Raw genomic sequence first — 26,362 nt, forward strand, 5'->3', positions numbered from 1 at the left:
CCGTTAAAATCACGGGTCAGACGCCGGCCTTCGCCGGCTGCAAGAACATAAGGAACAAGCCATGCCCTCATTCGATACCGTCTGCGAAGCCAATCTGGTGGAAGTCAAGAACGCCGTGGACCAGGCCAACAAGGAAATCTCCACCCGCTTCGACTTCAAGGGTACCGACGCCCGCGTCGAGCAAAAGGAGCGCGAACTGACCGCCTATGCGGACTCCGACTTCCAGCTCAGCCAGGTGCGCGACGTACTGACCAACAAGATGACCAAGCGGAACGTTGACGTCCGTTTCCTCGACGAAGGCAAGATCGAGAAGATCGGCGGCGACAAGGTCAAGCAGGTGATCAAGGTGAAGAACGGCATCGAAAGTGACGATGCCAAGAAGATCGTACGCGTCATCAAGGACAGCAAGATGAAGGTACAAGCCAGCATCCAGGGTGACGCCGTGCGCATCACCGGCGCCAAGCGTGATGACCTGCAGGCAGCCATTGCGCTGCTGCGCAAGGAGATCAAGGAGATTCCGCTGGAGTTCAACAACTTCCGCGACTGATCTGGGCGCTTGCCTTTGCGGTACCTGCAACGCCGGCTTTTGCCGGCGTTTTGTTTTTTGGGCCACCCGAAGTTATTCGAGAAACGGCGGCTGATTGCCTGAGGACAAGCAGGTTTGCCGGTTGCCAAATTTAGACTCCTTCCACCCAAAAACTTCAGCGCCTCTTCGGTGAGCGCAGATGGGACGTTTGGGCAACCGCTATCGCCTGATGGAAGGAGCAAAAAATGGAACATACGGAATCTGATGGGCTGCGCTGGGCAGACAACAGTGACACGAAGACCTGGAGTCTCCAAAGATCGGCACAGATCCGGGAATACGCCGACGATGCTGGCATTCCTGGCCTGCTCGGAGCTGGCTACCGGGCTCCGACGGGGGATCAGGCATGAAGATCATCGGTTGGATTCGCTACGGCGATAAAGCCGCCTGCGGCGGCATGGTGATCGAAGGCGACCAGACTTGCATCAGCCATGGACGTGCTTATGCCTTTCAGGGCGCTCGCGTAGCCTGCCGCAAGAACTGCGTCATTGCCGATGGATTTCCACGTTCCACGCTTACCAATGGGCGGGCTCAGGTGATTCATGGAATGAAGAGCAGTGCTGGATGTCCTTTGGTATCTACCCTCAATGATATTGATGGGGTGGGCAATGAAAGCGGTGAAACCATCGCAGAAAAGCACTATCTCAACGCCGACGGCGACTGGGCGCCGATCCAAGAACCTGAGCCTCACGACGCACCCTACGATGAACAACCCAAGCTTGTGGCGCCGCCGATCGAAGGCCTACCTTGGTACGTTCAGACGATGGATGGACGTACATTCTCTGGCCGGACAGGACACGATGGTCGGCTACCGCGCATTGATACCTATGGCGAAGACGAATACGTCGTCTATTGGGGGGATGACGCTCTCATCAAGATCGAAGAGGCACAACCATGAGCAAGACCCTGGTGCAACAAGCGAAGGTACGAACGAACACCGTCAAGGACTCGGTGTGCAGGATCGATGTACCTGTCGTGAAATTTTCGGACCTGTGGGACAACTACGTAAGCGGCTCCCCCTTCAAGCCAGGGCCTGATGACAAAGGGGACTACAGCAACCAATGCGCCTTGCGCATCAGTGCCACGTTTCACAAGGTCGGCATTCAGATGCGCTCCTTCTCGCAGAAGAGCGTCAAACCGATGCCTGGGGCCAAAGCGTTAGGGCGTGTCATGATGGATGGCAAGCCGGCTGCGGTGCGGGCCTATGAGCTGGGCGAATGGCTCAAATTGCAACCGTTCTGTGGTTTGCCCAAGCAGCCCGAAGACGTCACAGGAAAAGATTGGGCGTCGAAGGTGAAAGGGCGTACAGGAATCATCATGTTTCACGCGTATTGGACACATGATGGACAAACTGCCGCCAATGCAAGCGGAGGACATATCGATCTGTGGAATGGCAGTCGGATGACAGTTGCAGGGACTGAGAGTCTCCTCGCTATGCTCGGCCGAGGAATTGGCATTTCAAGCTTTCATATCCCCGGCACCTCCTATGGCTATTCGGATCTAAGCAAGGCAAGAGTAATCCTGTTCTGGGAAGTCAAATGAAACGTCTTGGCCTGTCGTTTGCATTCTTCATCGCTGGACTTCTGACAACGTGGGCGGCGTTATTCGCGGGTAGCCACTTGCCTGAACATATCAAGTTCAACCTGTCGCTACCTGTCTCTGGTAGTTGCCATGAAATAGACCTATGCTCGGTTCCGTGGTGGATATCGGCGCTGTTGATTGCCTATTTGCTTGCACCATCACTTATTTTCGCGGTGACAGGATGGATAAGCGCGGGTGCTTGTATTTCGACGTCCCGGATGTTTGCCAGGCTTCTGGCACTAATGTTGATGACCGCCTTGTTCTATATCGCAAGCTACGTCGTCGGCCGCTGATTGATTCAATTCGGCAACAACGTGATAAGGCAACGCTAAAACTTGGAGCGGATTTTCAGGGGAGTGCGCTCTGCTTGTAAAAACTATCAGGAGCCAAAAACAACAAAACCTCGGCTAACACCAAGGCTTTGTCACTGACCTCACACCGCCAAACTCCGGCGCTTTTCATCACCAACGACAACCATCAAGCCGCATCCCGCTCATCCCCCACCAGGCGACGCTGCTTGACCGAATCCGCCAGGCCCTGCAACACCTGCAGGCTCTCTTCCCAGTTGATGCAGCCATCGGTAATGGACTGGCCATAAGTCAGTTCCTTGCCCGGCACCAGATCCTGGCGGCCAGCCACCAGATGCGATTCCACCATCACGCCGACGATGCGGGTGTCGCCACCGGCAATCTGGCGGCCGATGTCGGCGCAGACCGGGATCTGGTTTTCCGGCTTCTTGGAGCTGTTGGCGTGCGACGCGTCGATCATCAGGCGCGCGGCCAGGCCGCTCTTGGCGATGTCCTGGCAGGCGGCTTCCACGCTGGGGGCATCATAGTTGGGCTGCTTGCCGCCGCGCAGGATGATGTGGCAATCCTCGTTGCCGGCCGTGGAGACGATGGCCGAGTGGCCGCCCTTGGTGACCGACAGGAAATGGTGCGGCTGCGAAGCGGCCTTGATGGCGTCCACGGCGATCTTGACGTTGCCATCGGTGCCGTTCTTGAAGCCCACCGGGCAGGACAGGCCGGAGGCCAGCTCGCGGTGCACCTGCGATTCCGTGGTGCGGGCACCGATGGCGCCCCAGCTGATCAGGTCGGCGATGTATTGGGGGCTGATCACGTCCAGGAATTCGGTACCAGCCGGCAGGCCCAGTTCGTTGATGTTCAACAGCAACTCACGGGCCGCGCGCAGGCCGTCGTTGATGCGGAAGCTGTTGTCCATGTAGGGGTCGTTGATCAAGCCCTTCCAGCCGACCGTGGTGCGTGGCTTCTCGAAGTAGACGCGCATGACGATTTCCAGCTCGTTCTTGTGGCGCTCGCGCTCCACCACCAGGCGGCGCGCATATTCCATGGCAGCCTTGGTATCGTGGATGGAACACGGGCCGATGACCACCATGAGGCGGTCATCCTGGCCGTGCAGGATGCGATGCAGCGCAGTGCGGGCTTCAGCGGTAGTGCGCTCGACCTTTTCAGTGCAGGCGAATTCGCGGATGAGATGGGAGGGGGGGACCAGTTCTTTCATTTCTCGGATGCGAAGATCGTCAGTGCGCGGCATTTTTTTCTCCTGGAGTGCTGCAATTATTCAGCTGGGAACTTGACCAAAAAAAAACCGCCATCACTGGCGGTTTTTTAGGAAATTCGGTTTTGTCTTTTTACGAACGCTTACCGCTTTTCACCGCCGTGGGGCTGGAATAGCTAAAGTAAAAATAAAAGTAAGCGCGGGCGAAAGACATGTCTGGCGTCATGGGTTAAACGAAGCAGGCATTCATAGTGCTACAAATGAGAGGCTTTGGCAAGCTTCAACGAGAAAATGGGATAAGGCACCTTAAATGCACATTTAACTCACAAATAACCAAGAAAATGAATATTTCTTGTTTAAAACAAGAAAGTTAATCCCGAGAACACAATAATAAATCGACCACCATGCAAGCCCTGCCCAGCCACCCTCCCCTTTCCGCCTGTGGCATTCCTGCAAAAAAAGTGAGTATTTGATCCGGCGACGTCCTTTTTTCCTGCTTCTTGAGGCCACTTGGGCAGCCTCCAAATGAAAAAACCGCCGGTGTTGAGACCGGCGGTTTTACAGAACTTGGAAATGGCTGCGATGATTGATCAGGCAGTTCCACCCACGGTCACACCATCCAGGCGCAAGGTCGGCTGGCCCACTCCCACCGGGACACTCTGGCCTTCCTTGCCGCACACGCCCACGCCCGAATCCAGGCGCATGTCGTTGCCGATCATGGAAACGCGATTGAGCACATCCGGACCATTGCCGATCAGCGTAGCGCCCTTGACCGGATAGGTGATCTTGCCATCCTCGATCATGTAGGCTTCGCTGGCCGAGAAGACGAACTTGCCATTGGTGATGTCCACCTGGCCGCCGCCGAAGTTCACGGCATACAGGCCATTCTTGACCGACGCCAGGATCTCGCCCGGATCCTTGTCGCCACCCAGCATGTAGGTATTGGTCATGCGCGGCATGGGCAGGTGGGCGAAGGATTCGCGGCGGGCGTTGCCGGTGACGTCCATCTTCATCAGGCGCGCATTCATGGTGTCCTGGATGTAGCCCTTGAGGATGCCGTCTTCGATCAGCGTGGTGCACTGGGTCGGATTGCCCTCGTCATCGATGTTGAGCGAACCGCGGCGGTCGGCGATGGTGCCGTCATCGACCACGGTCACGCCCTTGGCGGCGACGCGCTCGCCGATGCGGCCGGAGAAGGTGGAGGAGCCCTTGCGGTTGAAGTCGCCTTCCAGGCCGTGGCCGATGGCTTCGTGCAGCAGGATGCCGGGCCAGCCGGGGCCGAGCACCACGGTCATCGGGCCCGCCGGGGCCGGGCGCGAATCCAGGTTCACCAGGGCCGTGGCGACCGCCTCGGAAGCATACTTTTCCAGCAGCGTCTCGGAGAAATAGCCGTAGTCATAACGTCCACCGCCACCGCTGCTGCCCATCTCGCGACGGCCATTCTGTTCAGCGATCACGGTCACCGAGACGCGCACCAGCGGACGGATGTCAGCCGCCAACACGCCATCGGCGCGCGCCACCAGCACCACGTCATATTCACCGGAGAGGCTGGCCATGACCTGCTTGACGCGCGGGTCCTTGGCGCGGGCGATGCGCTCGATGCGTTCCAGCAACTGCACCTTGGCCGTGGCATCCAGCGACGTCAGCGGATCATGCGGCAGGTACAGCGCGCGGCCACCGGCCGGGGTCATGGCACCGGCCACCTTGATCTTGCCGCTGCCCTGGCGGGCGATGGTGCGGGTGGCAGCGGCGGCGTCCAGCAGCGCCGATTCGGAAATCTCGTCCGAGTAGGAAAACGCGGTCTTGTCACCCGACACGGCGCGCACGCCCACACCTTGGTCGATGGAAAAACTGCCGGTCTTGACGATGCCCTCTTCCAGGCTCCAGCCTTCGCTCTTGGTGAACTGGAAATAGAGGTCGGCGTAATCCACCTTGTGCGTGAACATGCTGCCCAGGGCCTTGAGCAGCTTGGATTCGTCCAGGCCGAAGGGAGTCAGCAGCACGTCGCGCGCCACTTGCAGGGCGCCCATGTTGGGTTCAAATAATTTCATAGCGTCTTGTCGGAAGGCAAAAAGGTCAAAGCTTGCGATGGCGTAGCGCCGGCAAACTTTCTCGCACGTATTGTAGACGATGGGGATCAATGTCGCCGATCACAAGCCCTTCTCCCTCCGGCAGCACCGAGACGATCTCGCCCCAGGGATCGACCAGCATGCTGTGGCCCCAGGTACGGCGGCCATTGACGTGCTGCCCGCCCTGGGCCGAGGCCAGCACATAGCACTGGTTTTCGACGGCACGGGCGCGCAGCAGCAGTTCCCAGTGGGCACGGCCGGTGGTGTAGGTGAAGGCAGCGGGCATGACGATCAGGGCGCACTCACCCATGGCGCGGTAGAGCTCCGGAAAGCGCAGGTCGTAGCACACCGACAGCCCCACTCTCCCGAACGGCGCCTCGAAGCTGCGTACCTCGCTGCCGTATTCGATGGTGCGGGCTTCGTCGTAATTTTCTTCACCTCGCACGAAGTTGAACAAATGGATCTTGTCGTAACGCGCCACCCGCTGGCCATCCGGTCCATAGACCAGTGAAGTATTGAGCACCTTGCCGGAAACCGCCGACTGTAGCGGCAACGTGCCACCCACCAGCCACAGCCGGTGCGCGCGCGCCAGGGCGCTCATGTGTTCCTGGATCGGGCCGCTGCCATCGGCTTCGGCATGGGCCAGCTTGTCGCGCTCGTGGCGGCCGAGGATGGGCCAGTATTCGGGCAGCAGTGCCAGTTGCGCGCCCTGCCGGGCTGCCTGCGCCACCAGGCGCGCGGCCGCATCGAAGTTCTCTTGCAGCTCGGGGGTGGAGACCATCTGGATCGCCGCCACCTTGAAGGAATCGCTCATGTCTGCCTCTCGCAAGGGTCGGGAAGAAGGAAAGAATGCCGCCAGTATGGCCCATCCGGGCCAGTCGCGCAGGGCTGGCTCAGGCGCCCGAATTGACGGCCGGTCCCGGTTCGGGCGTGCGGCGCCGCTGTACAGGAGCGACCGCAGGGGGCGGGGCCAGCTCATCGGCCGGCTTGTTGTCGCCCTTATCCCCATTGTCGCCATTGTCGCCCTTGCCCTTCTGCAGCACTTCCTTCGCGCGCTCGGCATCCACTGGCGAGACCTGGCCCTGCTTGACCACGATGGGATCGCTCCAGGGGCCTGTCACCTTGTACTCGAAACTGAGCGACTTCATCACCGGATTGCGCAGGAACAGCTGTGCCAGCAAGGTACTCACGCCCACCACCGGATTGACCGCCATGGCCACCACCGAGGCGGTGCCCAGGTTGATCTCGGGGATTACCACCACGTGCAGGTCCTGGGTTTCGCGGGCGATGTCAGCCGAACCGCTCATGAGCACCGAGGCGGTGACGCCCGTCATCTTGAGGTTGTCGGTACTGGCGATGCCCTTGGCGATACTGGCCGTGCCCGCCACGGTGTCGAAGGCAAAACCTTCCGAGAACACGTCGCGGAAGTCCAGCGTCAGCCGGCGCGGCAGCGCCTGCAGGTTGAGCACGCCCAGCAGCTTGGCCGCGCCCGGATCGACCTTCAGGAACTGTCCCGAATGCACGTCCATGTGCACCTGTCCGGCCAGGCTGGCCATATCCATGGCATAGGGCGGCGCCTTCCAGCTGAGATCGCCATCGAGCTTGCCGCGTCCGCCCCGGATGGTACCGGGATAGCCGAAGCGCTCCAGCAGCTTGCCGGCATCCTCGATATCGAGGGCGTAGGTGAAGTTGGAAGTGTGATTGCGGCCAAAGGCCAGCCAGTTGCCGGCAGCCCGGAACTGCGCATCGGGATTGGCCAGCAGCAGGCGGCTGATGCGCCATTCGCGGCCCACCGAGGTGAGGATGTTGTTGGCGTCCAGTTCCAGCCGACCCAGCTTCTTGCCGCCCAGTTCGAAGTCCTCGGCACGGATGTCCAAAGCCGGCATCTGCACGTCGTCGTCACTCTTGTCGGGACTGGCCGGCTGGGCATTGTCCGCCCCCGGGCTGGTCTTGGGGATGACCAGCGAGGACAGGCGCGCCGTCACCTTGCCTGCGCCCCGCCCGCTGCCGGGTTCGTCCCAGGTCACGGTGCCGGACGCTTGCTGCGACTCCAGGTTGATCTGCCAGGCATTGCGGCGATGGCTCGCTTCCAGGATCAGCTTGTCGAGCGTCTTGCCCATCAGGGTTAGCTGGCCCACGCGCGCCGATACGCTGTCCGGCTCCAGGTAGGGAGTCACGTCACTGCCGCCCAGCCGGTTGCCGGCGGCCGCTGCACCCGTATCGGTGCCCGCGTCCTTGCCGGCCAGCTCCTTCTTCAGTGCCAGCCAGGCATCCGCATCCAGGCTATCGGTGGCCAGGGCCAGCTTGAGACCGCTGGCCGGGATCGGCGCCGGCTGGTTCCAGCCGATGCCGCCGCTGATGACCCGCCACTCATTGCCCTTGGCTATCACCCGTTCGCGCAGGTAGCGCGAAGATACATTCGAGCCCAGCGCCAGGCGCATTTCTTCGCGTTCGATCAAGGGGTCCGAAGAAGCCACCGGCAGCACGTCGAAGCGCAGCGGCAGGCTGTCCTGCACGCCCTTGCGCAGCGGCACCGGCAGGTCCACGCCCAGGCCGGTGAGGCTGGATTCGACGCTGATCTCGGGCTGGCGCTGGCGCACCAGCACATTGGCGGTGTAGCGCGTACCGCCCGAGAAGCGCGCCAGCAGGCGCTGCAGCGCGGGGTCCGGGTATTGCTTGCGCAGATTCTCGATGTTGATGGCGCCTTCAAGGCGCACCTGGCTGCTGCCATCCTTCTGGGTGCCGCCGCTGATGGTCAGGGTGTCGCCCAGGAACTGGCCGCGCACACCGTCGAGCGTGAATCCGCGCTCGTTGAATTCGACCTTGCCGCTGGTGCGATAGAGCGGAGGCAGTTCCGGCAGCAGGTCCACGTCATTGTTGGCGAAGTGGACGGCACCCTGCGCGCGGACATCGATGGCGTGATGCAAGGGCATCTGGAACTTCAGGTCCAGGCGCGCTTCGCCGGTGGCCATGCTGTGTTCCATGATGTTGCCGGTCCAGCGCGCCACCGGGCTCTGGTTCACGTATTGCAGGAACACCGGCATGGGGCCGCTGGCCGCGCCATCAATTTCCAACACTGCGTCATGGGAATCGACATCGGCCACCCGCGCTGTCACCGGCCCCAGCCGCGCGCCCAGCGTGCGAGCGCTGTCGGCCTTGATCTCCAGCCGGGTGCGGTCCACGCTGATGTGTCCGCGGCCCTCTTCCAGCAACGGCCATTCGGGTTCCTTGCCGTCGCGACCGACATGGCCGGGCGTGTAGTTCAGCTTGAGGCCCTCGAAGTCGCCCGCGAACTGGAATTGCCCCTTGGGCTGCTCGCCCGGCTTGGACGTATGGAAGGGGAAATCGGCCAGCGCCCCCTTGAGCTTGAAATGCACGTCCCTGAGATCGCCCGCCAGCAGGCCCTCGGTGAGCCAACGATGCAGCGGTTCACTCATGTGCTGCGGCAGATAGCGGCGGATCGCCTTCACATCGAAGCTGGTAAGCTCGCCGCGCACGTCCACGCTGCCGGCCGAGCTGCCCTGCAGCGGCATGAGATGACGGCCGCTCAGGCTGCCGGCCACGCCGGGCTGGGCGAACTCCATCTGGTCCAGATCCACCTGCAGGGTCTGGTCCTTCAGGTACTGCCAGCGCGCCTGCAGCTTGAGGCTGTCAAAAGGCAGGCTGGGCTCGCGGAAAAGGCGGGCAGGCAGCTCCACCGCCATTTGGCGGGAGTCGACCTTGACCGAACCGCCCTTCTCGGTCGCATCGATCTCGCCGGAAAGGTTGCTGAAACCGGGGAAGGCGGCCCACTGGGCGCCGTTCTTGCGCGCTTCGACATGGGCCGGCAAGCCCTTCAGGCCCAGGCCCGTGAACTGCCCGCTGACCCGATAGGAACTCAGTTCCGGATAGGTGCCCTGCCACTGCACGGTGAAATCGCGCAATTCCCCGCGTGGGGCCAGGTCGTCCAGCAGCTTGCGCTGCGAAGGTGCCAGCGGCAGGCGGGCTGCCAATTGCGACAAGGTTTGCAGGTTCAGGTAGGTGGCCTTGACGCTGGTGCGTTCGGCCTTCAATGGCGTGGCCGGTTCATAGCTCTCGGCCACCGAGGTCGGCGGCAGCACGAAGCCGTCCGGGGTTTCAATGGAGAAATCGGTCAGGGTCACCTGATGGCCATTGGTGCCAAAGGTGGGCACGCCATCCTCGGGATTGGTGCCCAGGGCCTCGCTGGCGGCGATGCGGCCATTGACCCGTTTGAGCGAAAGCGGCTCAAGCTGGCGCGACAGGCGGGCATTGAAATCGGTCAGGCTGAGGTCCGCAGTGAAGTTGGCGACCTTGGCATGGTCCAGCGTCAGCCAGGCGCGCACCGAACCGCGGCCGCTGTTGATGGCGATGGGCGTGTCGAACCAGGCGCGCCAGACCGACAGGTCGGTGTTGCGCAGGTCGGCATAGAGCACACCCTTCCAGCGGGTGATATCGGAACTGCGCGAGAAGGCCGGATGGCTGAAGTCGGCCCGCACGTCCAGGGGCGCGGCCATGTCCTGCGGCGGGATGGCGCGCAGCGACAGGCGATGATGCAGCCAGCGGTTGTACAGCACCAGGTTGACGTCTTCCAGCACCAGCTCGGGGGCACTGCGCGATTGGTCATCCCAGCGCAGCTTGCTATGACGGATCACGATCTCGCGCTGGGACAGCAGCCAATCGAGGCTGCTGCCATCGCCGCCGGACGGAACGGGAATACCGGCCACGAAGAACTTGCCCGCCGCATCGCGCCGGATCGCCAGATCGGCGCCTTCGATGCTGAGGTTTTGCACCTGCAGGCCGGCCACCAGCACACTGCTCCAGGACAAGGTGGCAGAGACGTGCGGCAGGCTCAGGGCCGGCTGGCCCTGCTGGTCGTGGACGGTGAGGTTGGTCAGCGAGAGTTGTGGACGCAGGCCGCTCCAGGAAGCATCGATGGCCTCGATGCTGACGGCGCGCCCGATCTGGTGCGAAACCAGCGCTTCGATACGCGGTTTGTAGTGGCCGATCTCGGGCAGCACCGCATAGCGCAGCACCAGGAACAGCGCGCAAAAGACGAAGTAAGCTGCCAGCAGCAGCTTCAGGGTAAAGCCCAGTACGTGGTGGGTGGCCCGGTTCAGGCGCCGATAGCTGCCCCGTGCAAGTCGCCAGCACAGCGCCCAACGGCCAGGCTTGGGTGCGGCGTTATGTTGTTCTTGGGACATCAGGTTGCAAGGCGGCTCGGCGGAAAAATGGAATCGGGCAGGTAACATGATCGCATGGAAAACCAGCCCATGCCATCTTGGCAAAGGGGCTATGAGGGGCAAAACCGGCGATAAGTTTAAAAAGGGAGGCTAGAATCGCCTGATTCGCCTCTCTTCCCGCAGATCGCCGGCCCATCGTCAGCTGCAAGTCAGCCTTGCCTCCTTTGTCGGCAGCGCCCGGGCCGGTCTGAAGCAGGGGGAACGGCGGTTTTCTTCCTTTTACACCTTGTCGTGGAGCATTGCGGTCTCTTATGCCTGTTCATCATCCTTCCCTGGTCGACGCCTCCACTTCCCGCTATTACACCCGCTGGACCCAGGCCGATCCGGCCCGTCCGGCCCTGGTGGCCGAGGCTGCCGCGCAGCCCATGGACCGCCCGGCCATGCAGCATTACCTGGCGCGCAGCCTGGAGGCCGGCCTGTCCCTGCCGGCGGCCATGCGGCGCCTGCGCAACCTCATCATCTGCAGCCTCATCACGCGTGACCTCGATGGCCGCGCCGACCTGGCCGAGGTGGTGGCCACCATGACCGGCTTTGCCGACTTCGCCGTGCAAACCCATCTGGCCGCCCTGATGCAGGAGCAGGTCGCCCTGTATGGCACGCCGCTGGGAGAAGAATCCGCACGCCCGCAAGAGATGATCGTGCTGGGCATGGGCAAGCTGGGCGGGGGCGAACTGAATGTGTCTTCCGACATCGACCTCATCTTCGTCTACCCGGAAGATGGCGACACCCAGGCCGAGGCCGGCCAGAAGTCACTGTCCAACCATGAATTCTTCGTGCGCCTGGGCAAGAAGCTCATCGGCGCATTGGCCGAGATCACCGAAGATGGCTTCACCTTCCGCGTCGACATGGCGCTGCGCCCCAATGGCAACTCCGGCCCGCTGGTGGCCAGCTTCAACATGGTCGAGGAATACCTGGTGCGCCAGGGCCGCGAATGGGAGCGCTATGCCTGGACCAAGGCGCGCGCCCTGACCGGCACGGCCGAGGACATCGCCACGCTGGAAGCGATCAGCCGGCCCTTCATCTTCCGCCGCTATCTGGACTTCGGCTCCATCGATGCGCTGCGCTCCATGCACGGCCAGATCCGCGCCGAGGTCAAGCGCCAGGAAGCTCTGCATCCGGACCGCAGCAACAACGTCAAGCTGGGACGCGGCGGCATCCGCGAGATCGAATTCACCAGCCAGGTATTCCAGCTCATTCGCGGCGGCCGCGACCCCGACCTGCGCGACCGCTCCACCCGCACCACCCTGCGCACCCTGGCCGCCAAGGACCTGCTGGCCCCCGACGTGGTGGACCAGTTGCTGGACGCCTATACCTTCCTGCGCGACCTGGAGCATCGCCTGCAATACCTGGAGGACGCGCAAACCCACACCCTGCCCGTCAATCCCGACGACCTGCTGCTGGTGGCCAACATGATGGGCTATGCCGACAGCGCGGCCCTGCTGCATGAACTGGAACGCCAGCGCGCCATCGTGGCCACGCAGTTCGATGCCATCTTTGCCGACAAGCAATCCGAGGGCGACGGCGATGGTCCCACGGTGATGGTCAGCGACAACGACAACCTCGAAGGCCTGGCCGATGCCTTGCGCCTGGTGGGTTTCCCTGAGGAAGACATCGAGGATGGCGCACGCCGCCTGCACCTGACCTGGCAGTCACCGCGCATGCAAAGCCTGCCCGAGGCCAGCCGCAACCGCCTCAATACGGTCATCAACAATGGCCTGCCGCTGCTGGCAGCGCTGCATTACGACCAGTTGCCGGCGCTGGGCCGGCTGCTCGACTTCCTCGAAGCAATCGCCCGGCGCGCGGCGTATCTGGCCCTGCTCACCGAATATCCCTATGCCCTGCAGCGCCTGGTGCGCATGATCGGGGCCAGCGGCTGGGCCGCCACCTACCTCACGCGCCATCCGCTGCTGCTGGATGAATTGCTGGACGACCGCAACCTCAAGGTCGCCTCCGACTGGAACGCCTTTGCCGACACCTGCCGCCGCCAGCTGGCCACGGCCGAAGGCGATACCGAGCGCCAGCTCGACATCCTGCGCGAACTGCACCATGCCGAACTGTTCCGCCTGCTGGCGCAGGATCTGGAGGGCGAACTGTCGGTGGAAACCCTGGCCGACGAACTCTCCGCCCTGGCCGACGTGCTGGTGCAGGTCACCATCGAGGCGGTCTGGCAAACCATCGCCCAGCGCCACCGCGAGGTGCCGCGCTTTGCCGTGATCGCCTACGGCAAGCTGGGCGGCAAGGAACTGGGCTATGCCTCGGACCTGGATGTGGTCTTCCTCTACGATGACGACGACCAGGAAGCCCCCGCCCTCTACGCCAAGCTGGCCCAGCGCTTCATCACCTGGATGACCAGCCATACCCCGGCCGGCACCCTGTTCGACATCGACGTCGCCCTGCGCCCGGATGGCGCCAGCGGCCTGCTGGTCTCGCCGGTCTCCTCCTTCGAAAAATACCAGTTGAATGCCGCCTGGATCTGGGAACACCAGGCGCTCACCCGCGCCCGCTTCTGCGCCGGCGACACCGCCATCGGCGAGCGCTTCGAGGCGCTACGCGAGCGTGTGCTGCGCCAGCCGCGCGACGTGGCCAAACTGGAAGAGGAAGTCATGTCCATGCGCCGCCGCATGCGCGATGCTCACCCCAACCGCAGCCAGATGTTCGACCTCAAGCACGACGAAGGCGGCATGATCGACATCGAGTTCATAGTGCAATACCTGGTGCTGCGACATGCCTGCGACCATCCGCAACTGACCGGTGACATCGGCAACATCGCCTTGCTCAAGCTGGCAGCCCAGTTGGGCCTGATCGATGGCCTGCTGGCGGCCGAAGCGGCCAATGCCTACCGCATCTTCCGCAAGCTGCAGCACCAGATCCGCCTGCAGGGCTCGGAACGTGCCCATATCGATGCGATCCGGGTGGAACATGAACGGGCTTGCGTGATCCGGCTGTGGCAGCAGGTGTTCGGCTGATGCCCTGCCGGTGAGGTGAAGAAAAAAACCGGAGGCGCCTGATGGTGCCTCCCGTTTTTTTCCCATTTCTTCATACTAATCGCTATGAAGATGAAGTTATCTCAATTTTCCGGCTTCACGGCCACCAGGTTGATCAGCGTTTCTTCACGTTCGGCTTTGGGCTTGATGCCGAAGACACGCTCCAGGATGCCCAGGTCTTCCCGGCTCCACCACAGGTAGGGATAGGAAATCGACTGCGGGGCCACCTCGAACCCGGCGCTGCGCACCAGGGCCAGGTATTCGCCCGCAGTCTTCTGCACTTCCATGGGGTGGCGGAACAGCAGGCGGATGATCCACGAATGGATGTAACGCTTGGTCGATTCGGCAAACAGCAGGATGCCACCCGGCTTGAGCACCCGGTAGAACTCACGGATTGCCTCTTCCTGGTCGATCAGGTGATGGAAGGTCTGGTGGCAGAACAGCAGGTCCACACTGTTGTCCTCCAAGCGCATGCGCGAACTGGAGCACTGGATGAATTCGGCGCGCAGGCCTTCGGTTTCGGCTTCGCTGCGGGCGGCGGCGATCATGGCCGGGTCGATGTCCATGCCGATCAGGCGCTGCGGGGCAAAGCGCTGGTGCAGCTTCTTGAGCGAACGGCCCCAGCCGCAGCCGACGTCGGCCACCACGGGATAGCTGCTGCGGCGTGCCGGAATCAGACGTTCCAGGTCCAGCATGGCACGTTCCAGCACGTGCAGGGTCCAGGTCGGCGTGCGCAAGAACCAGAGGCCGAAAGCGGTCTCGGGGACGTGCTCCGGCATGGCCGGAGGCAAGGGCTGTGAATGTGATTTCATGTCGTTATGTTTGTTGTACTGGCCGGATGTCACGGCGTGGATGCTGACATCCGGGTCGCCGGCGGTTCCCCCTGCCGGCCGATGGAAAAATGCCCCGCAAGCGGGGCATCAGGATGTTACCGGGTGGCAAGCAGGACTGCAACCGTCCTGCGCCAGTTGCCGCGCTCAGTATTTGGGCGGGGTCTTCTCGTCGCGGCTGGCGCGGCGGTCGCTGCTGCTGTCGCGCGAAGACGAGGAGCTTTCGCGGTCGCGCGAACGGGCGTTGTCGCGGTTGGAATCGCGGTCGCGGGTGCGGCTGCTGCGGTCGCTGTCCTTGCTGTCCTTGTCCTTGCCATCCTTGGCCTTGGCATCATCCTTGGCGGCGTCGGGCGTCGGCGCAGGCGGTGCCACGGTCTGGATACCCTTGGCGGCCATGTATTCGTGCATGTCCTTCCAGCCGGTGAAGATGCCGGCCTTCAGGGCATCAGGATTGCGCTGGTAGCAGTCTTCCAGGCTCTGGCCGGCCTGGCGGCAGCCGGCACCCAGGGCGATGCCTTCGGCCTTGGCCTCTTCCGGGGTCTGCTTGGGCTTGGAAAAGCTGCTGATGTAGTCGCACGCGGACAGCGAGAAGCTGACGGCGGAAATCAGGGCCAGGTTGGCCAACAGGCGACGAGCCTGGGATGAGCTTGCTGACATGCGTTCCCTCGTTGGGTCGGTTGCTCTTGTTGTTGACAGGCCATGCACAATGGACAAAAGGCCATTGCAAGCGGGGCTCGCAACAGCCTTCTGATCCTTTTGCAGGCTGATCCGTGTATTTTCACCGCGGCAAGCAGGCTTGCATACGATGAAAAGAAGCCGAAACAGCCCTGAAATTGACGCTCCCGGCCGGGAACTCCGGCCGGTGCGCCAAGCTCACGCGTCTTACTTGGCGTTGGCCAGGGCGACGGTGGTGTCCAGCATGCGGTTGGAGAAGCCCCACTCGTTGTCGTACCAGGACGAAACCTTCACCAGACGGCCGGAGACCTTGGTCAGGGTAGCGTCGAAGTTGGACGATGCCGGGTTGTGATTGAAGTCCACCGAAACCAGCGGATCGGTGTTGTAGGTCAGGATGCCCTTCAACGGACCGGATTCGGAAGCGGCCTTCAGGATGGCGTTGACTTCATCCACGGTGGTGTCGCGCGAGGCCACGAAGGACAGGTCGACGATGGACACGTTGATCGTCGGCACGCGGATGGCGTAGCCGTCCAGCTTGCCGTTCAGTTCCGGCAGCACCAGGCCGACCGCGGCAGCAGCGCCGGTCTTGGTCGGGATCATGGACTGGGTGGCCGAACGGGCGCGGCGCAGGTCTTCGTGATAGACGTCGGTCAGCACCTGGTCGTTGGTGTAGGCGTGGACGGTGGTCATCAGGCCGTTTTCCAGACCGATCTTGTCGTTCAGCGGCTGCACCAGCGGGGCCAGGCAGTTGGTGGTGCACGATGCGTTGGAGATCACGGTATCCGAAGCCTTCAGCACGCCGTGGTTGACGCCGAACACGACGGTGGCGTCCACGTCCTTGCCGCCCGGAGCGGAGATGATGACCTTCTTGGCACCGCCCTTGATGTGGGCGCTGGCCTTTTCCTTGGTGGTGAAGAAGCCGGTGCATTCCAGCACGACGTCCACACCCAGCTCGCCCCACGGCAGCTCGGCCGGATTGCGCTGGGCCAGCACCTTGATGCGGTCGCCGTTGACGACGATGGAATCGCCATCCACGGTCACGGTGCCCGGGAACTTGCCGTGGGCGGTGTCGTATTGGGTCAGGTGGGCATTGGTCTTCGGATCGCCCAGGTCGTTGATGGCGACGATCTCGATGTCGTGCTTCTTGCCGCCTTCGTAGTGAGCGCGCAGGATATTGCGGCCGATGCGGCCATAACCGTTGATTGCTACGCGAATTGCCATGCTCTTCTCCTCAAGTAGTAAAAATCAATGCAAACCGGTAGTCGGGAAAGCGACCTGCCCGACAGCTTGCACCCTTGCGGCGCCGCTGGTCGGACATGAATCCTTCTTTTCCGGCCTTTTTGTTCAGTTGTTCTTGCCGTCCCTGCCTGCCCTGCTGATCCTGCCTATCCGTGGCTTACCGCTCTCACCCGCTCAGGAGTGGAGCTTGCGCCAGACGAAACCGATCTCGTCGAGTTCACTGCCATCATCCCAGGTGAACGTTTGTTCATAAAGCCTTTCGGCCCCGAGTGACTCGAAAAATTCCCCGGCGCCTTCGTTCTTGCTCAACACCCAGGCCATCAGGCCAGTCGCGCCGGCACTGATGAGGGTGGCGGCGACGTTGGCCAAGAGGCGCTTGCCCAATCCCTTGCGCTGCTCATCGGGCAGCACGCAGATGGCGGTGAGCTCGGCATCGCAGCCGAAGCGCGACTCGGCCAGCGTCATGCCGGAAGCAAAGCCGATGATCTCGCCGCCGCTCTCGGCCACGAAGGTGCAGGCGGCGTCCGAGGACGCTTCCAGCACCTGCTCCCACAGCTTGACGCTTTCCTCGGGCTTGATGTGATCGAGATAGCTGTCGGGTACCAGGCCGCGATAGGCGGCGCGCCAGGCGTCGATGCGCACTCCCGCGATCGACGCGGCGTCACCCTTTCTGGCGCGACGGAACAGGACTTCTTCAGTCATGGACGACACACTGCTCAAGCCAGCACTGCCTTGGCCTTGGCCACCACGTTCTCGACGGTGAAGCCGAAGTGCTTGAACAGCACGCCGGCCGGGGCCGATTCGCCGAAGGTATCGATACCGACCACGGCGCCTTCCAGGCCCACGTACTTGTGCCAGAAGGCGGTCACGCCGGCTTCGATGGCCACGCGCGGGATGCCGCGCGGCAACACCGAGGCCTTGTAGGCCGAATCCTGGCGATCGAACACGTCGGTCGAGGGCATCGACACCACGCGCACGGCGATGCCTTCGGCGGTCAGCGCATCTGCGGCCTTGGTGGCCAGTTCGATTTCGGAACCGGTAGCGATCAGCACTACCTTGGCGTTGGCCGCATCGCGCAGCACGTAGCCGCCACGGGCGATGTCCTTAACCTGGGCGTCGGACCGCTCCTGGAAGGGCAGGTTCTGGCGCGAGAAGATCAGGGTGCTCGGACCATCGTGACGCTTGATCGATTCAGCCCAGGCCACCGCGGTTTCGGTGGTGTCGCACGGACGCCAGTTGTCCAGGTTGGGGATCAGGCGCAGGCTGGAGACGTGTTCCACCGACTGGTGGGTGGGGCCATCTTCGCCCAGGCCGATGGAGTCGTGGGTGAACACGAACAGCGAACGGATCTTCATCAGCGCAGCCATACGCAGGGCATTGCGGCTGTAGTCGGAGAAGGTCAGGAAGGTCGCGCCGAAGGGCAGATAGCCGCCATGCAGGGCGATACCGTTCATGATGGCGCTCATGCCGAATTCGCGCACACCGTAGTTGATGTGGTTGCCGCGCTGATCGGCGCGCACGGCCACCGATTCCTTCCAGTTGGTCAGGTTCGAGCCGGTCAGGTCGGCCGATCCGCCCAGGAATTCCGGCAGCGCCTGCGCATAAGCCTGGATGGCGTTCTGGCTGGCCTTGCGGGTGGCGATGGTTTCCTTCTTTTCCAGCGTGGAATTGATGTAGGCGGTCACGGTCGAGGCGAACACCGCCGGCAGCTCGCCCTTGAGGCGACGCAGCAGTTCGGCGGCTTCGGCCGGGTATTGCGCGGCATAGGTGTCGAATGTCTGCTTCCAGCTGGCTTCGAAGTCGGCGCCGGTGGCCTTGGCATCCCAGGCGGCGTAGACGTCAGCGGGAATCTCGAAGGGCGCGGAAGTCCAGCCCAGCGCTTCGCGCACGGCGGCGATTTCCTTGTCGCCCAGGGCAGCGCCGTGCACCTTGTCGGTGCCGGCCAGGTTGGGCGAACCCTTGCCGATGACGGTGCGGCAGCAGATCAGGGTCGGCTTGTCGGCCAGCTTGGCCTGGTGGATCGCCGCACTGACGGCTTCGACGTTGTGGCCATCGACGGCCGGAATGACGTTCCAGCCGTAGGCTTCGAAGCGCTTCGGGGTGTCGTCCTTGAACCAGCCTTCGACGTGGCCGTCGATGGAGATGCCGTTGTCGTCATACAGCACGATCAGCTTGGACAGGTTCAGCACGCCCGCCAGCGAGCAGGCTTCGTGCGAGATGCCTTCCATCAGGCAACCGTCGCCGACGAAGGCATAAGTATAGTGATCGACCACGGACAGGCCGGGCTTGTTGAATTCGGCGGCCAGCAGCTTTTCAGCCAGTGCCATGCCCACCGCATTGGTGATGCCCTGGCCCAGCGGGCCGGTGGTGGTTTCCACGCCCGGGGTGACGTGCACTTCGGGGTGGCCGGCAGTCTTGGAATGCAGCTGGCGGAAGGCCTTGATGTCGTCCATCGACAGGTCGTAGCCGGTCAGGTGCAGCAGCGCGTACTGCAGCATGGAGCCGTGGCCGTTGGAGAGCACGAAGCGGTCACGGTTGGCCCACTGCGGGTTGGACGGGTTGTGACGGTAGTGCTTGGCCCACAGGGCCACTGCGATTTCGGCCATCCCCATCGGCATGCCCGGGTGTCCGGAATTGGCTTTTTGAACTGCATCCATCGCCAGCGCGCGGATCGCGTTGGCCATCTTGTCGGTGGGGAGAGTGGAAATCATGTCGAGGTCTGAGTTTGCTGTGCGGGAGGCGCTGTCAGGCGCACCAATCGGGTTTTGAAGCCAAAGCGCCGCCCCGGAAGGCCAAGTGCAGCGCGGGGCCGTATTTTACCAGAGTGCGCCGGGGGGATTAAAATTCGGGTCCAGTCCCTGACCCGGCTGACAACATTTTTCATGCTTTTTTGATCTCAATCGCCCAGGATCCGCCTCATGCCCCGCTTTTACTTTCCGCAACCCCTCGGCATCGGTTCGGCCCTGGTCCTGCCCGAGCAGATTGCCCATCACATCCAGGTGCTGCGCCTGCAGCCGGGCGATACCGTGACCCTCTTCAATGGCGAAGGCGGCGAGTACACCGCCAGTCTGACGGCCATGGAAAAGAAGCGCGCCCACGCCGAAGTGAAGGCATTTTCACCCCGCGAGGCCGAACTGCCCTATGCGCTGACCCTGGCCCAGGCCCTGCCTGAAGGATCGAAGATGGACTGGATCGTCGAGAAGGCCGTGGAACTGGGCGCCACCGCCCTGCAGCCGCTGGCTGCACAGCGCTGCGTGGTGCGCCTGTCGGGCGAACGGGCCGAGAAGAAGCAGGCGCACTGGCAAGGCATCGTGCATGCCGCCGCGGAGCAATGTGGCCGCAACCGTCTGCCGCATCTGGGCGAGGTGACCGACTTCAAACGCTGGATCACCCAGAGCGACCTGCACCGCCGCATCCTGCTCTCCCCGCGCGGCAGCGAGCCGCTGTCGGGCTGGGCGCGCCATCATCCGCCCCAGGCGGTGACGGTCATCGTCGGTCCGGAAGGTGGCTTCAGCGAGGAAGAGGAAGACCTGGCCTGCACCCAGGGTGCGCTGATGCTGTCCATGGGCAGCCGGGTGCTGCGGACCGAGACTGCGGGGCTGGCGGCACTGGCCGCCTTGAATGCGGTGTGGGGGGAGCTTTGAAGGAAACTTCACCCGCCTGATTTCCTGCGGCCTGCCTGATTCCCGTGCATCCCCGTTCCTGCTGACGTCCAAGTTCGGCGCACGGCTCACCATTTTGTCTCGCTGACAAAACCCTTCATTTCCCCTCGGATAGCTTGCCTTTCGGCACTTCACCTCGCAAACCCGCGTGGTGAAGCCATTTCCCGTTTTTCAGCCGCTTGACGGACCAGCTGGCACGCCTCCTGCTTAAAGATATTCAATCTTGTATTCAAGTTTGAATATCCAAAATGACTGCCACCCACGCCCTGCAGCAAGCCGCCCCCGAGGCCGCCCCGACCACCATTGCCGCCACCCTGGCAGCCTACCGCGAAGGCCGCAGCACGCCCGGCAAGCTCGTGGCCGAGCTGTTGGCGCGCATCGACGGCGCCGGGCGCGATGAAGTCTGGATCAGCCGGGTACCGGCCAAGCAGCTCAAGCAACAGGCGGCCGCGCTGGACCTGATGCTGCAGATCAAGGGCGAGGCGGTGCTGGAGAGCATGCCGCTGTTCGGCATCCCCTTTGCGGTGAAGGACAACATCGACGTGGCCGAGATGTCCACCACCGGTGCTTGCCCCGAGTTCGGGCGACTGGCCAGCGAGAGCGCCACCGTGGTGCAGCGCCTGCAGGCGGCCGGCGCGCTGCTGGTGGGCAAGACCAACCTGGACCAGTTCGCCACCGGGCTGGTGGGCGTGCGCTCACCCTATGGGGCGGTGCGCAATGCGATCAAGCCGGAATATGTCTCCGGGGGTTCCAGTTCGGGCTCGGCGGTGGCCGTGGCACTGGGTCAAGTCCTGTTCTCGCTGGGAACGGATACCGCCGGCTCGGGCCGTGTACCGGCTGCCTTCAACCACCTGGTCGGCTTGAAACCGACCAAGGGCCTCATCAGCGCACGCGGCCTGGTACCGGCCTGCCGCACCCTGGATTGCATCTCCATCTTCGCCCATGACGTGGCCGATGCCTGGCGCGTGCTGCACAGCGCGGCCGGCTTCGATGCCGAGGATGGCTATTCGCGCCGTCCCGCCATGCTGGGCGTGAAGCGCCGGGGCTATCGCATCGCCATTCCCGAGCAATGTGAATTCTTTGGCGACAGCATCGCGCAGGAAGCCTGGGAACGCAGCCTGGCGCAGATCGCCGCCCTGCCCGGCGTGAGCCTGGCGAAGATTCCCTTCGCACCCTTCAGCGATGCCGCCCGCATGCTGTACCAGGGGCCCTGGGTGGCCGAACGCCGCGCCGCGCTGGGCGACTTCTTCCTGGAGAACCCGGAAGCCATCCATCCGGTGGTGCGCCAGATCACTGCGCAAGCCGATGACTACGATGCGGTCGACAGTTTCAACGCCCAATACCGCCTGGCCGACCTGCGCCGCCAGGCCGAGAACCTGCTGGAAGGCTGCGACCTGATGCTGGTGCCCACCACCACGACCTTCCCCACCATCGCCGAGGTCGAGGCCGATCCGGTGGTGCGCAATGCGCAGCTGGGCCACTACACCAACTTCGTCAACCTGATGGATATGTCGGCCCTGGCCATCCCCGCCGTGTGGCGCCGCGATGGCCTGCCGGCCGGCGTCACGCTGATCGGCCCGGCCGGTGCCGACCACCTGCTGGCCGAAGCCGGAGCGCGCCTGCTGCAGCAACTGGGCGGCCCGGCGCAAGCCGATGCGATTGCCGCCGCACCGCTGCCCTTCAACGAAAGCACCATCAAGGTCTGCGTGGTCGGCGCGCATCTGGCCGGCCAGCCCCTGAACTGGCAATTGCTGGAAGCCGGTGCCCGCCGCGTGGCCATCACCCGCACCGCGCCGCACTACCGCCTGTATGCGCTGGCCGGCACCACGCCGCCCAAGCCTGGTCTGGCGCGCACCGACGGCGAGGGTGCGGCCATCGCGGTGGAAGTCTGGGAGATGCCGCTGCGCCAGTTCGGCGGTTTCGTCGCGTCCATCCCGGCGCCGCTGGGCATCGGCACGGTGGAGCTGGCCGATGGCAGCAGCGTCAAGGGCTTCATCTGCGAGCCGGCCGGCATTGCCGGCGCCACCGACATCACCCACCACGGCGGCTGGGTCAATTACCTGAATTCGCTGAACTGACACCCTCACCACGGAGCTGCTCATGATGAAGAAGAAGACCACCTTATCCGCCGCGCACGATGCCTCCCGCCGCCGCTTCATGGCCAGGGCCGGTGCGGTCGCCGCCACCGCTGCCATCACTGGTGCGCCTGCCATCCTGCGCGCGCAAGGCGTTCCCATCCGCATCGGCTACTGGCCGGTGGCAGCAGGCCTGCCCTTCTATGCCGCCGTGGAAGCGGGCTATTTCAAGCAGGCCGGGCTGGAGGTACAAGCCATCAAGTTTGCCGGTGCCCAGCAGGTGATGGAAGCCATGCTCTCGGGCCGCGCCGATGGTTCGGCCAATGGCACGGGCGCGGGCAACCTGGCCATCGGCGAGATTGCGCAGCCCGGTCTGTTCAAGATCTTTGCCACCAATCCCAGCAATGCCAAGTACGTGCTCGATGAATTCCTGGTGCCCAAGGACAGCCCGGTCAAATCGATCGCCGATCTCAAGGGCAAGAAGGTCGCCTCCGGTCCCGGCATCCAGAACGTGACCCTGGCCAAGACCGTGCTGGAACGCGCCGGCGCTACCGGTGCCACCGTGGTGGAACTGCCCATCGGTCAGCACGTGGCTTCGCTGGCGGCCGGCCAGGTGGATGCGGCCTACACGCTGGAACCCACCGGCACCGTGGGCCGCATGAACAACAGCACGCGCGTGCTGGAAGCGGGCGTGATCGCCAGATACATCCTGGGCGATCCGATGGCACCCTGGCACGGCGGCGCCGCCGCGCTGACCACCGAGTTCATCAAGAACAACCCCGAGCTGGCCCGCAAGTACATCGCCGCCTATGCCCGCGGCATCGCGCTGGTACGCACCAGGCCGGACGAGGCACGCACCTACCTCAAGGGCTATACCGCCATCGAAGGTTCGCTCACCAATGAAGTACCGCTGGCGGCCTACATGCTCTACAACGAATTCAAGCCCAGCGATATCGCCTACTTCCAGAAGTTCTATGACCTGTTCGTCGAGAAGGGGGTGTTCTCGCAACGCATCGTGGTCGACACCCTGATCTACAAGGGCTGAGGCCATCATGAACGAGACCATCGCACCTGTCGTATCCGTAGCGCCCAAGCCCACGACTACAGCGGCTACTACGGCTACCGTTACGCCTCGCAAGCGTCCCGCGCTGGGCCGCCTGTTGCCCGTCGTCGGCCCCATCGTGCTGTTCGTGGTGTGGGACCTGGTGGTGCGCGCCGGCTGGATCAAGGCGATCCTGCTGCCGCCGCCTGAAGCCACTCTCATGGCCATGTTGAAAGGACTGGCGGGCGGCCCGCTGCTGCTGGATTTCAGCGTGACCGTGGTGCGCACGCTGGAAGCCTTTGCCATCGCCGCCTTACTGGGCCTGCCCATCGGGGTGCTACTGGGGAGCAACGAGCGCGCCTACCGCAGCGTGGAATTCCTGATCGACTTCTTCCGCTCGACACCTTCTTCGGCACTGATCCCGCTGTTCCTGCTGATCTTCGGTGTGTCCGACATCAACAAGGTCGCCATCGCTGCCTTCGGCGCCTTCCTGATCGTGCTCTTCAACAGCGCCTACGGCGTGCTCAATGCGCGCAAGCAGCGGGTGATGGCGGCGAAGGTGATGGGTGCATCGCGCTGGCGCATCTTCTGCGACGTGCTGATCTGGGAAAGCCTGCAGGCCAGCTTCGTGGGCCTGCGCAGCGCGGTCTCGATGGCGCTGGTGATCGTGATCGTCGCCGAGATGTTCATCGGTTCCGAAAACGGCCTGGGCCACCGCATCATCGACACCCAGCAGGTGCTCAACGTACGCGAGATGTATGCCGCCATCCTGTCGGCGGGCGCACTCGGCTATGCCCTGAACGTGGTCTTCATCATCATCGAAAAACGGATCGTGCACTGGAGCGGAAGATGAGCGTCGTGATCAGCCCAAGAGTGGACCTGCCCCCGGAAACGCCCTTCCTTCCCGGGCCACCAGGCACACACATCACCATTCGCGGCTTGACCAAGTATTTCGCCGGTTGGCCGCTGTACGAAAACTTCGACCTGGACATCCCAAAGCAGCAGATCGTCTCGGTCTTCGGCCCCAATGGCTGCGGCAAGTCCACGCTGATCAACATGATCGCGGGCCTCATTCCGATTGACGCCGGACAGATCCTGTTCGACGGAAAATCGCTGGCCCAGACCAAGATCGGCTACGTCTTCCAGAACTACCGTGACGCCATGTTCCCGTGGCTGCGCACCATCGACAACATCGCCTATCCGCTGAAGCTGGAAGGCAAGTCCAAGGCCGAGATCAAGCGCCGCGTCGATGAACTGGTGGCGTCCTTCGACGTCAAGTTCGACCTGATGCGCTATCCCTATGAACTCTCGGGCGGCCAGCAGCAGACCGCCTCCATCATGCGCGCCCTGGCGCCGGGACCAGAGGTGCTGTTCCTCGATGAACCCTTCTCGGCGCTGGACTTCGAGATGACGCTCTTCATCCGCGAAAAGCTGCAACAGGTCTTCCTGCAGACCGGCACCACGATGGTGCTGGTGTCGCACGATCTGGAAGAGGCGGTCTATCTGGCTGACCAGATCCTGCTGCTGACCAAACGCCCGACGGCGGTGGCAGACATCTTGCATTACCAGGATCCGCGGCCGCGCACGGTGGAAACGCTGTCGCAGGCGGGCTTCATCGCGGCCAAGAAGCTGTCCATGGAAATCTTCCAGCGCGAAGTACGCAAACCGGCGCGCATGCAGGCGCCGGGGTCGCTGGCGCTGTCCTGAACCGTAACGAATCAGTGATCTGATCTATCCCACCACCCACGTTCTCATTGGAGCGCAACAACATGAAAAACCGCCGCGATTTTCTGAAACTGTCCGGAGCCGCCGCCCTGGGCGCTGCCTTCCCGCTGGAACTGCTGGCCGCAGGGCCCTTGACCGTGGGCTTCATCTACGTCGGTGCGCGCGATGATTTCGGCTACAACCAGTCGCATGCACAGGCGGCGGCCATCATCAAGAAGATGCCGGGGGTGAAGGTGATCGAGGAAGAAAAAGTGCCCGAAACCGTGGCCGTACAAAAGACCATGGAAGCCATGATCCAGCAGGATGGTGCCACCCTGCTCTTCCCCACCTCCTTCGGCTACTTCGATCCGCACGTGCTCAAGATCGCCGAGAAATATCCCAAGGTGCGCATCGCCCACTGTGGCGGCCTGTGGACGGCCGGCAAGCATCCCATGAACGTGGGCAGCTTCTTCGGCTACATCGAAGAGTGCGAATACCTCTCCGGCGTCGTCGCCGGCTACATGAGCAAGAGCAAGAAGCTGGCCTTCATCGCCGCCAAGCCCATCCCGCAGGTGCTGCGCAACATCAACGCCTTCACCCTGGGCGCGCAGTCGGTCGATCCCTCGATCACCTGCCACGTCATCTTCACCGGCGACTGGTCGCTGCCGGTCAAGGAAGCCGAAGCCGCCAACAGCCTGATCGACCAGGGCTGCGACGTCATCACCTGCCACGTCGATGGCCCCAAGGTGATCGTCGAGACCGCCGAGAAGCGCGGCATCATGACCACCGGCTACCACGCCAGCCAGGCTTCGCTGGCCCCCAAGGGCTATCTGACCGGCGCCGAGTGGAACTGGGCCACGCCCTACACCGAGATCGTCAAGGCCACGCTGGAAGGCAAGCCGATGATCAACTTCCTGCGCGGTGGCCTGAAGGATGATTTCGTCAAGATGTCACCCTATGGCGCAGCCGTCAGCGCACCGGCCAAAAAGAAGGCCGACGAGATCAAGGCGCAGATGCTGGCCGGCAAGTTCCAGATCTTCAAGGGCCCGATCAAGGACAACAAGGGCAATACCGTGATCCCGGCCGGTACCACACAGGTCCAGACCGACGTGGTGCTGGAGAAGATGAATTACCTGGTGGCCGGCGTGGTCGGCCAGGTCTGA

20 protein-coding genes are annotated in these 26,362 nt (G+C 63.0%); 11 read left to right on the forward strand and 9 right to left on the reverse strand.

Translation table 11 applies throughout. From position 1 onward, the window contains the following. The first annotated feature begins 61 nt into the window (after positions 1-61). The 4 genes from ACVC5H_RS18555 to ACVC5H_RS18570 all read left to right on the forward strand — a co-directional run bounded on the left by ACVC5H_RS18555 (position 62) and on the right by ACVC5H_RS18570 (position 2,457). Positions 62-547, forward strand: a complete 486-nt coding sequence (locus tag ACVC5H_RS18555) for a YajQ family cyclic di-GMP-binding protein (protein WP_489619246.1) — start codon at positions 62-64, stop codon at positions 545-547. Positions 548-929: 382 nt separating this feature from the next. Next, a complete protein-coding gene (locus ACVC5H_RS18560; protein ID WP_489619247.1) occupies positions 930-1,481 on the forward strand; it encodes a PAAR domain-containing protein in 552 nt (183 codons plus the stop codon). Beyond that, complete coding sequence (locus ACVC5H_RS18565) at positions 1,478-2,125, forward strand: type VI secretion system amidase effector protein Tae4 (RefSeq protein WP_489619248.1); 648 nt, start codon at positions 1,478-1,480, stop codon at positions 2,123-2,125. The genes ACVC5H_RS18560 and ACVC5H_RS18565 overlap by 4 nt, the downstream gene beginning before the upstream one ends. After that, the gene (locus tag ACVC5H_RS18570) at positions 2,122-2,457 is read left to right on the forward strand and encodes a hypothetical protein (protein ID WP_489619249.1); all 336 of its coding nucleotides are present in this window, start codon (positions 2,122-2,124) and stop codon (positions 2,455-2,457) included. The genes ACVC5H_RS18565 and ACVC5H_RS18570 overlap by 4 nt, the downstream gene beginning before the upstream one ends. Positions 2,458-2,641: 184 nt before the next feature. Here ACVC5H_RS18570 and aroG read toward each other — a convergent pair whose 3' ends face one another. The 4 genes from aroG to ACVC5H_RS18590 all read right to left on the reverse strand — a co-directional run bounded on the left by aroG (position 2,642) and on the right by ACVC5H_RS18590 (position 10,949). Beyond that, positions 2,642-3,715, reverse strand: coding sequence for a 3-deoxy-7-phosphoheptulonate synthase AroG (gene aroG, locus ACVC5H_RS18575; protein WP_013233443.1), 1,074 nt, complete (start codon positions 3,713-3,715; stop codon positions 2,642-2,644). 554 nt (positions 3,716-4,269) lie between these two features. Then, the gene (tldD, locus tag ACVC5H_RS18580) at positions 4,270-5,730 is read right to left on the reverse strand and encodes a metalloprotease TldD (protein WP_338718641.1); all 1,461 of its coding nucleotides are present in this window, start codon (positions 5,728-5,730) and stop codon (positions 4,270-4,272) included. A 25-nt stretch (positions 5,731-5,755) separates the two neighbouring features. Further along, on the reverse strand, positions 5,756-6,562 hold the full coding sequence (locus ACVC5H_RS18585; RefSeq protein WP_489619250.1) for a carbon-nitrogen hydrolase family protein: 807 nt from the start codon (positions 6,560-6,562) through the stop codon (positions 5,756-5,758). 79 nt (positions 6,563-6,641) lie between these two features. Continuing rightward, a complete protein-coding gene (locus ACVC5H_RS18590; protein WP_489619251.1) occupies positions 6,642-10,949 on the reverse strand; it encodes a YhdP family protein in 4,308 nt (1,435 codons plus the stop codon). A 290-nt stretch (positions 10,950-11,239) separates the two neighbouring features. Between ACVC5H_RS18590 and glnE the strand changes: the two genes are divergently transcribed. Next, entirely contained in the window at positions 11,240-13,954 is a 2,715-nt protein-coding gene (gene glnE, locus ACVC5H_RS18595; RefSeq protein ID WP_489619252.1) for a bifunctional [glutamate--ammonia ligase]-adenylyl-L-tyrosine phosphorylase/[glutamate--ammonia-ligase] adenylyltransferase, read from the forward strand. Positions 13,955-14,055: 101 nt separating this feature from the next. Here the strand turns inward: glnE and ACVC5H_RS18600 are convergent, their stop codons facing one another. The 5 genes from ACVC5H_RS18600 to tkt all read right to left on the reverse strand — a co-directional run bounded on the left by ACVC5H_RS18600 (position 14,056) and on the right by tkt (position 19,427). Next, complete coding sequence (locus ACVC5H_RS18600) at positions 14,056-14,784, reverse strand: class I SAM-dependent methyltransferase (RefSeq protein WP_489619253.1); 729 nt, start codon at positions 14,782-14,784, stop codon at positions 14,056-14,058. Between the two features lie 165 nt (positions 14,785-14,949). Continuing rightward, the gene (locus ACVC5H_RS18605) at positions 14,950-15,459 is read right to left on the reverse strand and encodes a hypothetical protein (protein ID WP_489619254.1); all 510 of its coding nucleotides are present in this window, start codon (positions 15,457-15,459) and stop codon (positions 14,950-14,952) included. 225 nt (positions 15,460-15,684) lie between these two features. Continuing rightward, on the reverse strand, positions 15,685-16,698 hold the full coding sequence (gene gap / locus ACVC5H_RS18610) for a type I glyceraldehyde-3-phosphate dehydrogenase (protein WP_489619255.1): 1,014 nt from the start codon (positions 16,696-16,698) through the stop codon (positions 15,685-15,687). 192 nt (positions 16,699-16,890) lie between these two features. Then, positions 16,891-17,418: a GNAT family N-acetyltransferase gene (locus ACVC5H_RS18615; protein ID WP_489619256.1), complete on the reverse strand. Its 528-nt coding sequence runs from the start codon at positions 17,416-17,418 to the stop codon at positions 16,891-16,893. A 14-nt stretch (positions 17,419-17,432) separates the two neighbouring features. After that, positions 17,433-19,427 (reverse strand): transketolase, encoded by a 1,995-nt coding sequence (gene tkt, locus ACVC5H_RS18620; RefSeq protein WP_489619257.1) that lies wholly within the window; start codon positions 19,425-19,427, stop codon positions 17,433-17,435. A gap of 207 nt (positions 19,428-19,634) precedes the next feature. On the opposite strand from tkt, the gene ACVC5H_RS18625 reads away from it, so the two are divergent. From ACVC5H_RS18625 to ACVC5H_RS18650, 6 genes are all read left to right on the forward strand, one after another. Next, entirely contained in the window at positions 19,635-20,360 is a 726-nt protein-coding gene (locus ACVC5H_RS18625) for a 16S rRNA (uracil(1498)-N(3))-methyltransferase (RefSeq protein ID WP_489619258.1), read from the forward strand. A 266-nt stretch (positions 20,361-20,626) separates the two neighbouring features. Further along, positions 20,627-22,456 (forward strand): allophanate hydrolase, encoded by a 1,830-nt coding sequence (atzF, locus tag ACVC5H_RS18630; protein WP_489619259.1) that lies wholly within the window; start codon positions 20,627-20,629, stop codon positions 22,454-22,456. A 22-nt stretch (positions 22,457-22,478) separates the two neighbouring features. Further along, positions 22,479-23,498 carry an ABC transporter substrate-binding protein gene (locus ACVC5H_RS18635; RefSeq protein WP_489619260.1) on the forward strand — a complete coding sequence of 340 codons (1,020 nt, stop codon included), beginning with the start codon at positions 22,479-22,481 and terminating at the stop codon, positions 23,496-23,498. Between the two features lie 7 nt (positions 23,499-23,505). Beyond that, the gene (locus ACVC5H_RS18640; protein WP_489619261.1) at positions 23,506-24,348 is read left to right on the forward strand and encodes an ABC transporter permease; all 843 of its coding nucleotides are present in this window, start codon (positions 23,506-23,508) and stop codon (positions 24,346-24,348) included. Continuing rightward, the gene (locus tag ACVC5H_RS18645) at positions 24,345-25,202 is read left to right on the forward strand and encodes an ABC transporter ATP-binding protein (protein WP_489619262.1); all 858 of its coding nucleotides are present in this window, start codon (positions 24,345-24,347) and stop codon (positions 25,200-25,202) included. The genes ACVC5H_RS18640 and ACVC5H_RS18645 overlap by 4 nt, the downstream gene beginning before the upstream one ends. Before the next feature lie 62 nt (positions 25,203-25,264). Beyond that, positions 25,265-26,362 carry a BMP family ABC transporter substrate-binding protein gene (locus ACVC5H_RS18650; protein ID WP_489619263.1) on the forward strand — a complete coding sequence of 366 codons (1,098 nt, stop codon included), beginning with the start codon at positions 25,265-25,267 and terminating at the stop codon, positions 26,360-26,362.

This window comes from Herbaspirillum sp. Her3, assembly GCF_057961275.1.

Coding starts and splice junctions, on each gene's coding strand:
- ACVC5H_RS18650 (WP_489619263.1), top strand. CDS start 25,265: ATGAAAAACCGCCGCGATTTTCTGAAACTGTCCGGAGCCGCCGCCCTG.
- glnE (WP_489619252.1), top strand. CDS start 11,240: ATGCCTGTTCATCATCCTTCCCTGGTCGACGCCTCCACTTCCCGCTAT.
- gap (WP_489619255.1), bottom strand. CDS start 16,698: ATGGCAATTCGCGTAGCAATCAACGGTTATGGCCGCATCGGCCGCAAT.
- ACVC5H_RS18635 (WP_489619260.1), top strand. CDS start 22,479: ATGATGAAGAAGAAGACCACCTTATCCGCCGCGCACGATGCCTCCCGC.
- tldD (WP_338718641.1), bottom strand. CDS start 5,730: ATGAAATTATTTGAACCCAACATGGGCGCCCTGCAAGTGGCGCGCGAC.
- ACVC5H_RS18590 (WP_489619251.1), bottom strand. CDS start 10,949: ATGTCCCAAGAACAACATAACGCCGCACCCAAGCCTGGCCGTTGGGCG.
- ACVC5H_RS18565 (WP_489619248.1), top strand. CDS start 1,478: ATGAGCAAGACCCTGGTGCAACAAGCGAAGGTACGAACGAACACCGTC.
- ACVC5H_RS18585 (WP_489619250.1), bottom strand. CDS start 6,562: ATGAGCGATTCCTTCAAGGTGGCGGCGATCCAGATGGTCTCCACCCCC.
- aroG (WP_013233443.1), bottom strand. CDS start 3,715: ATGCCGCGCACTGACGATCTTCGCATCCGAGAAATGAAAGAACTGGTC.
- ACVC5H_RS18625 (WP_489619258.1), top strand. CDS start 19,635: ATGCCCCGCTTTTACTTTCCGCAACCCCTCGGCATCGGTTCGGCCCTG.
- ACVC5H_RS18605 (WP_489619254.1), bottom strand. CDS start 15,459: ATGTCAGCAAGCTCATCCCAGGCTCGTCGCCTGTTGGCCAACCTGGCC.
- ACVC5H_RS18600 (WP_489619253.1), bottom strand. CDS start 14,784: ATGAAATCACATTCACAGCCCTTGCCTCCGGCCATGCCGGAGCACGTC.
- ACVC5H_RS18645 (WP_489619262.1), top strand. CDS start 24,345: ATGAGCGTCGTGATCAGCCCAAGAGTGGACCTGCCCCCGGAAACGCCC.
- ACVC5H_RS18555 (WP_489619246.1), top strand. CDS start 62: ATGCCCTCATTCGATACCGTCTGCGAAGCCAATCTGGTGGAAGTCAAG.
- ACVC5H_RS18615 (WP_489619256.1), bottom strand. CDS start 17,418: ATGACTGAAGAAGTCCTGTTCCGTCGCGCCAGAAAGGGTGACGCCGCG.
- atzF (WP_489619259.1), top strand. CDS start 20,627: ATGACTGCCACCCACGCCCTGCAGCAAGCCGCCCCCGAGGCCGCCCCG.
- ACVC5H_RS18640 (WP_489619261.1), top strand. CDS start 23,506: ATGAACGAGACCATCGCACCTGTCGTATCCGTAGCGCCCAAGCCCACG.
- tkt (WP_489619257.1), bottom strand. CDS start 19,427: ATGATTTCCACTCTCCCCACCGACAAGATGGCCAACGCGATCCGCGCG.
- ACVC5H_RS18560 (WP_489619247.1), top strand. CDS start 930: ATGAAGATCATCGGTTGGATTCGCTACGGCGATAAAGCCGCCTGCGGC.
- ACVC5H_RS18570 (WP_489619249.1), top strand. CDS start 2,122: ATGAAACGTCTTGGCCTGTCGTTTGCATTCTTCATCGCTGGACTTCTG.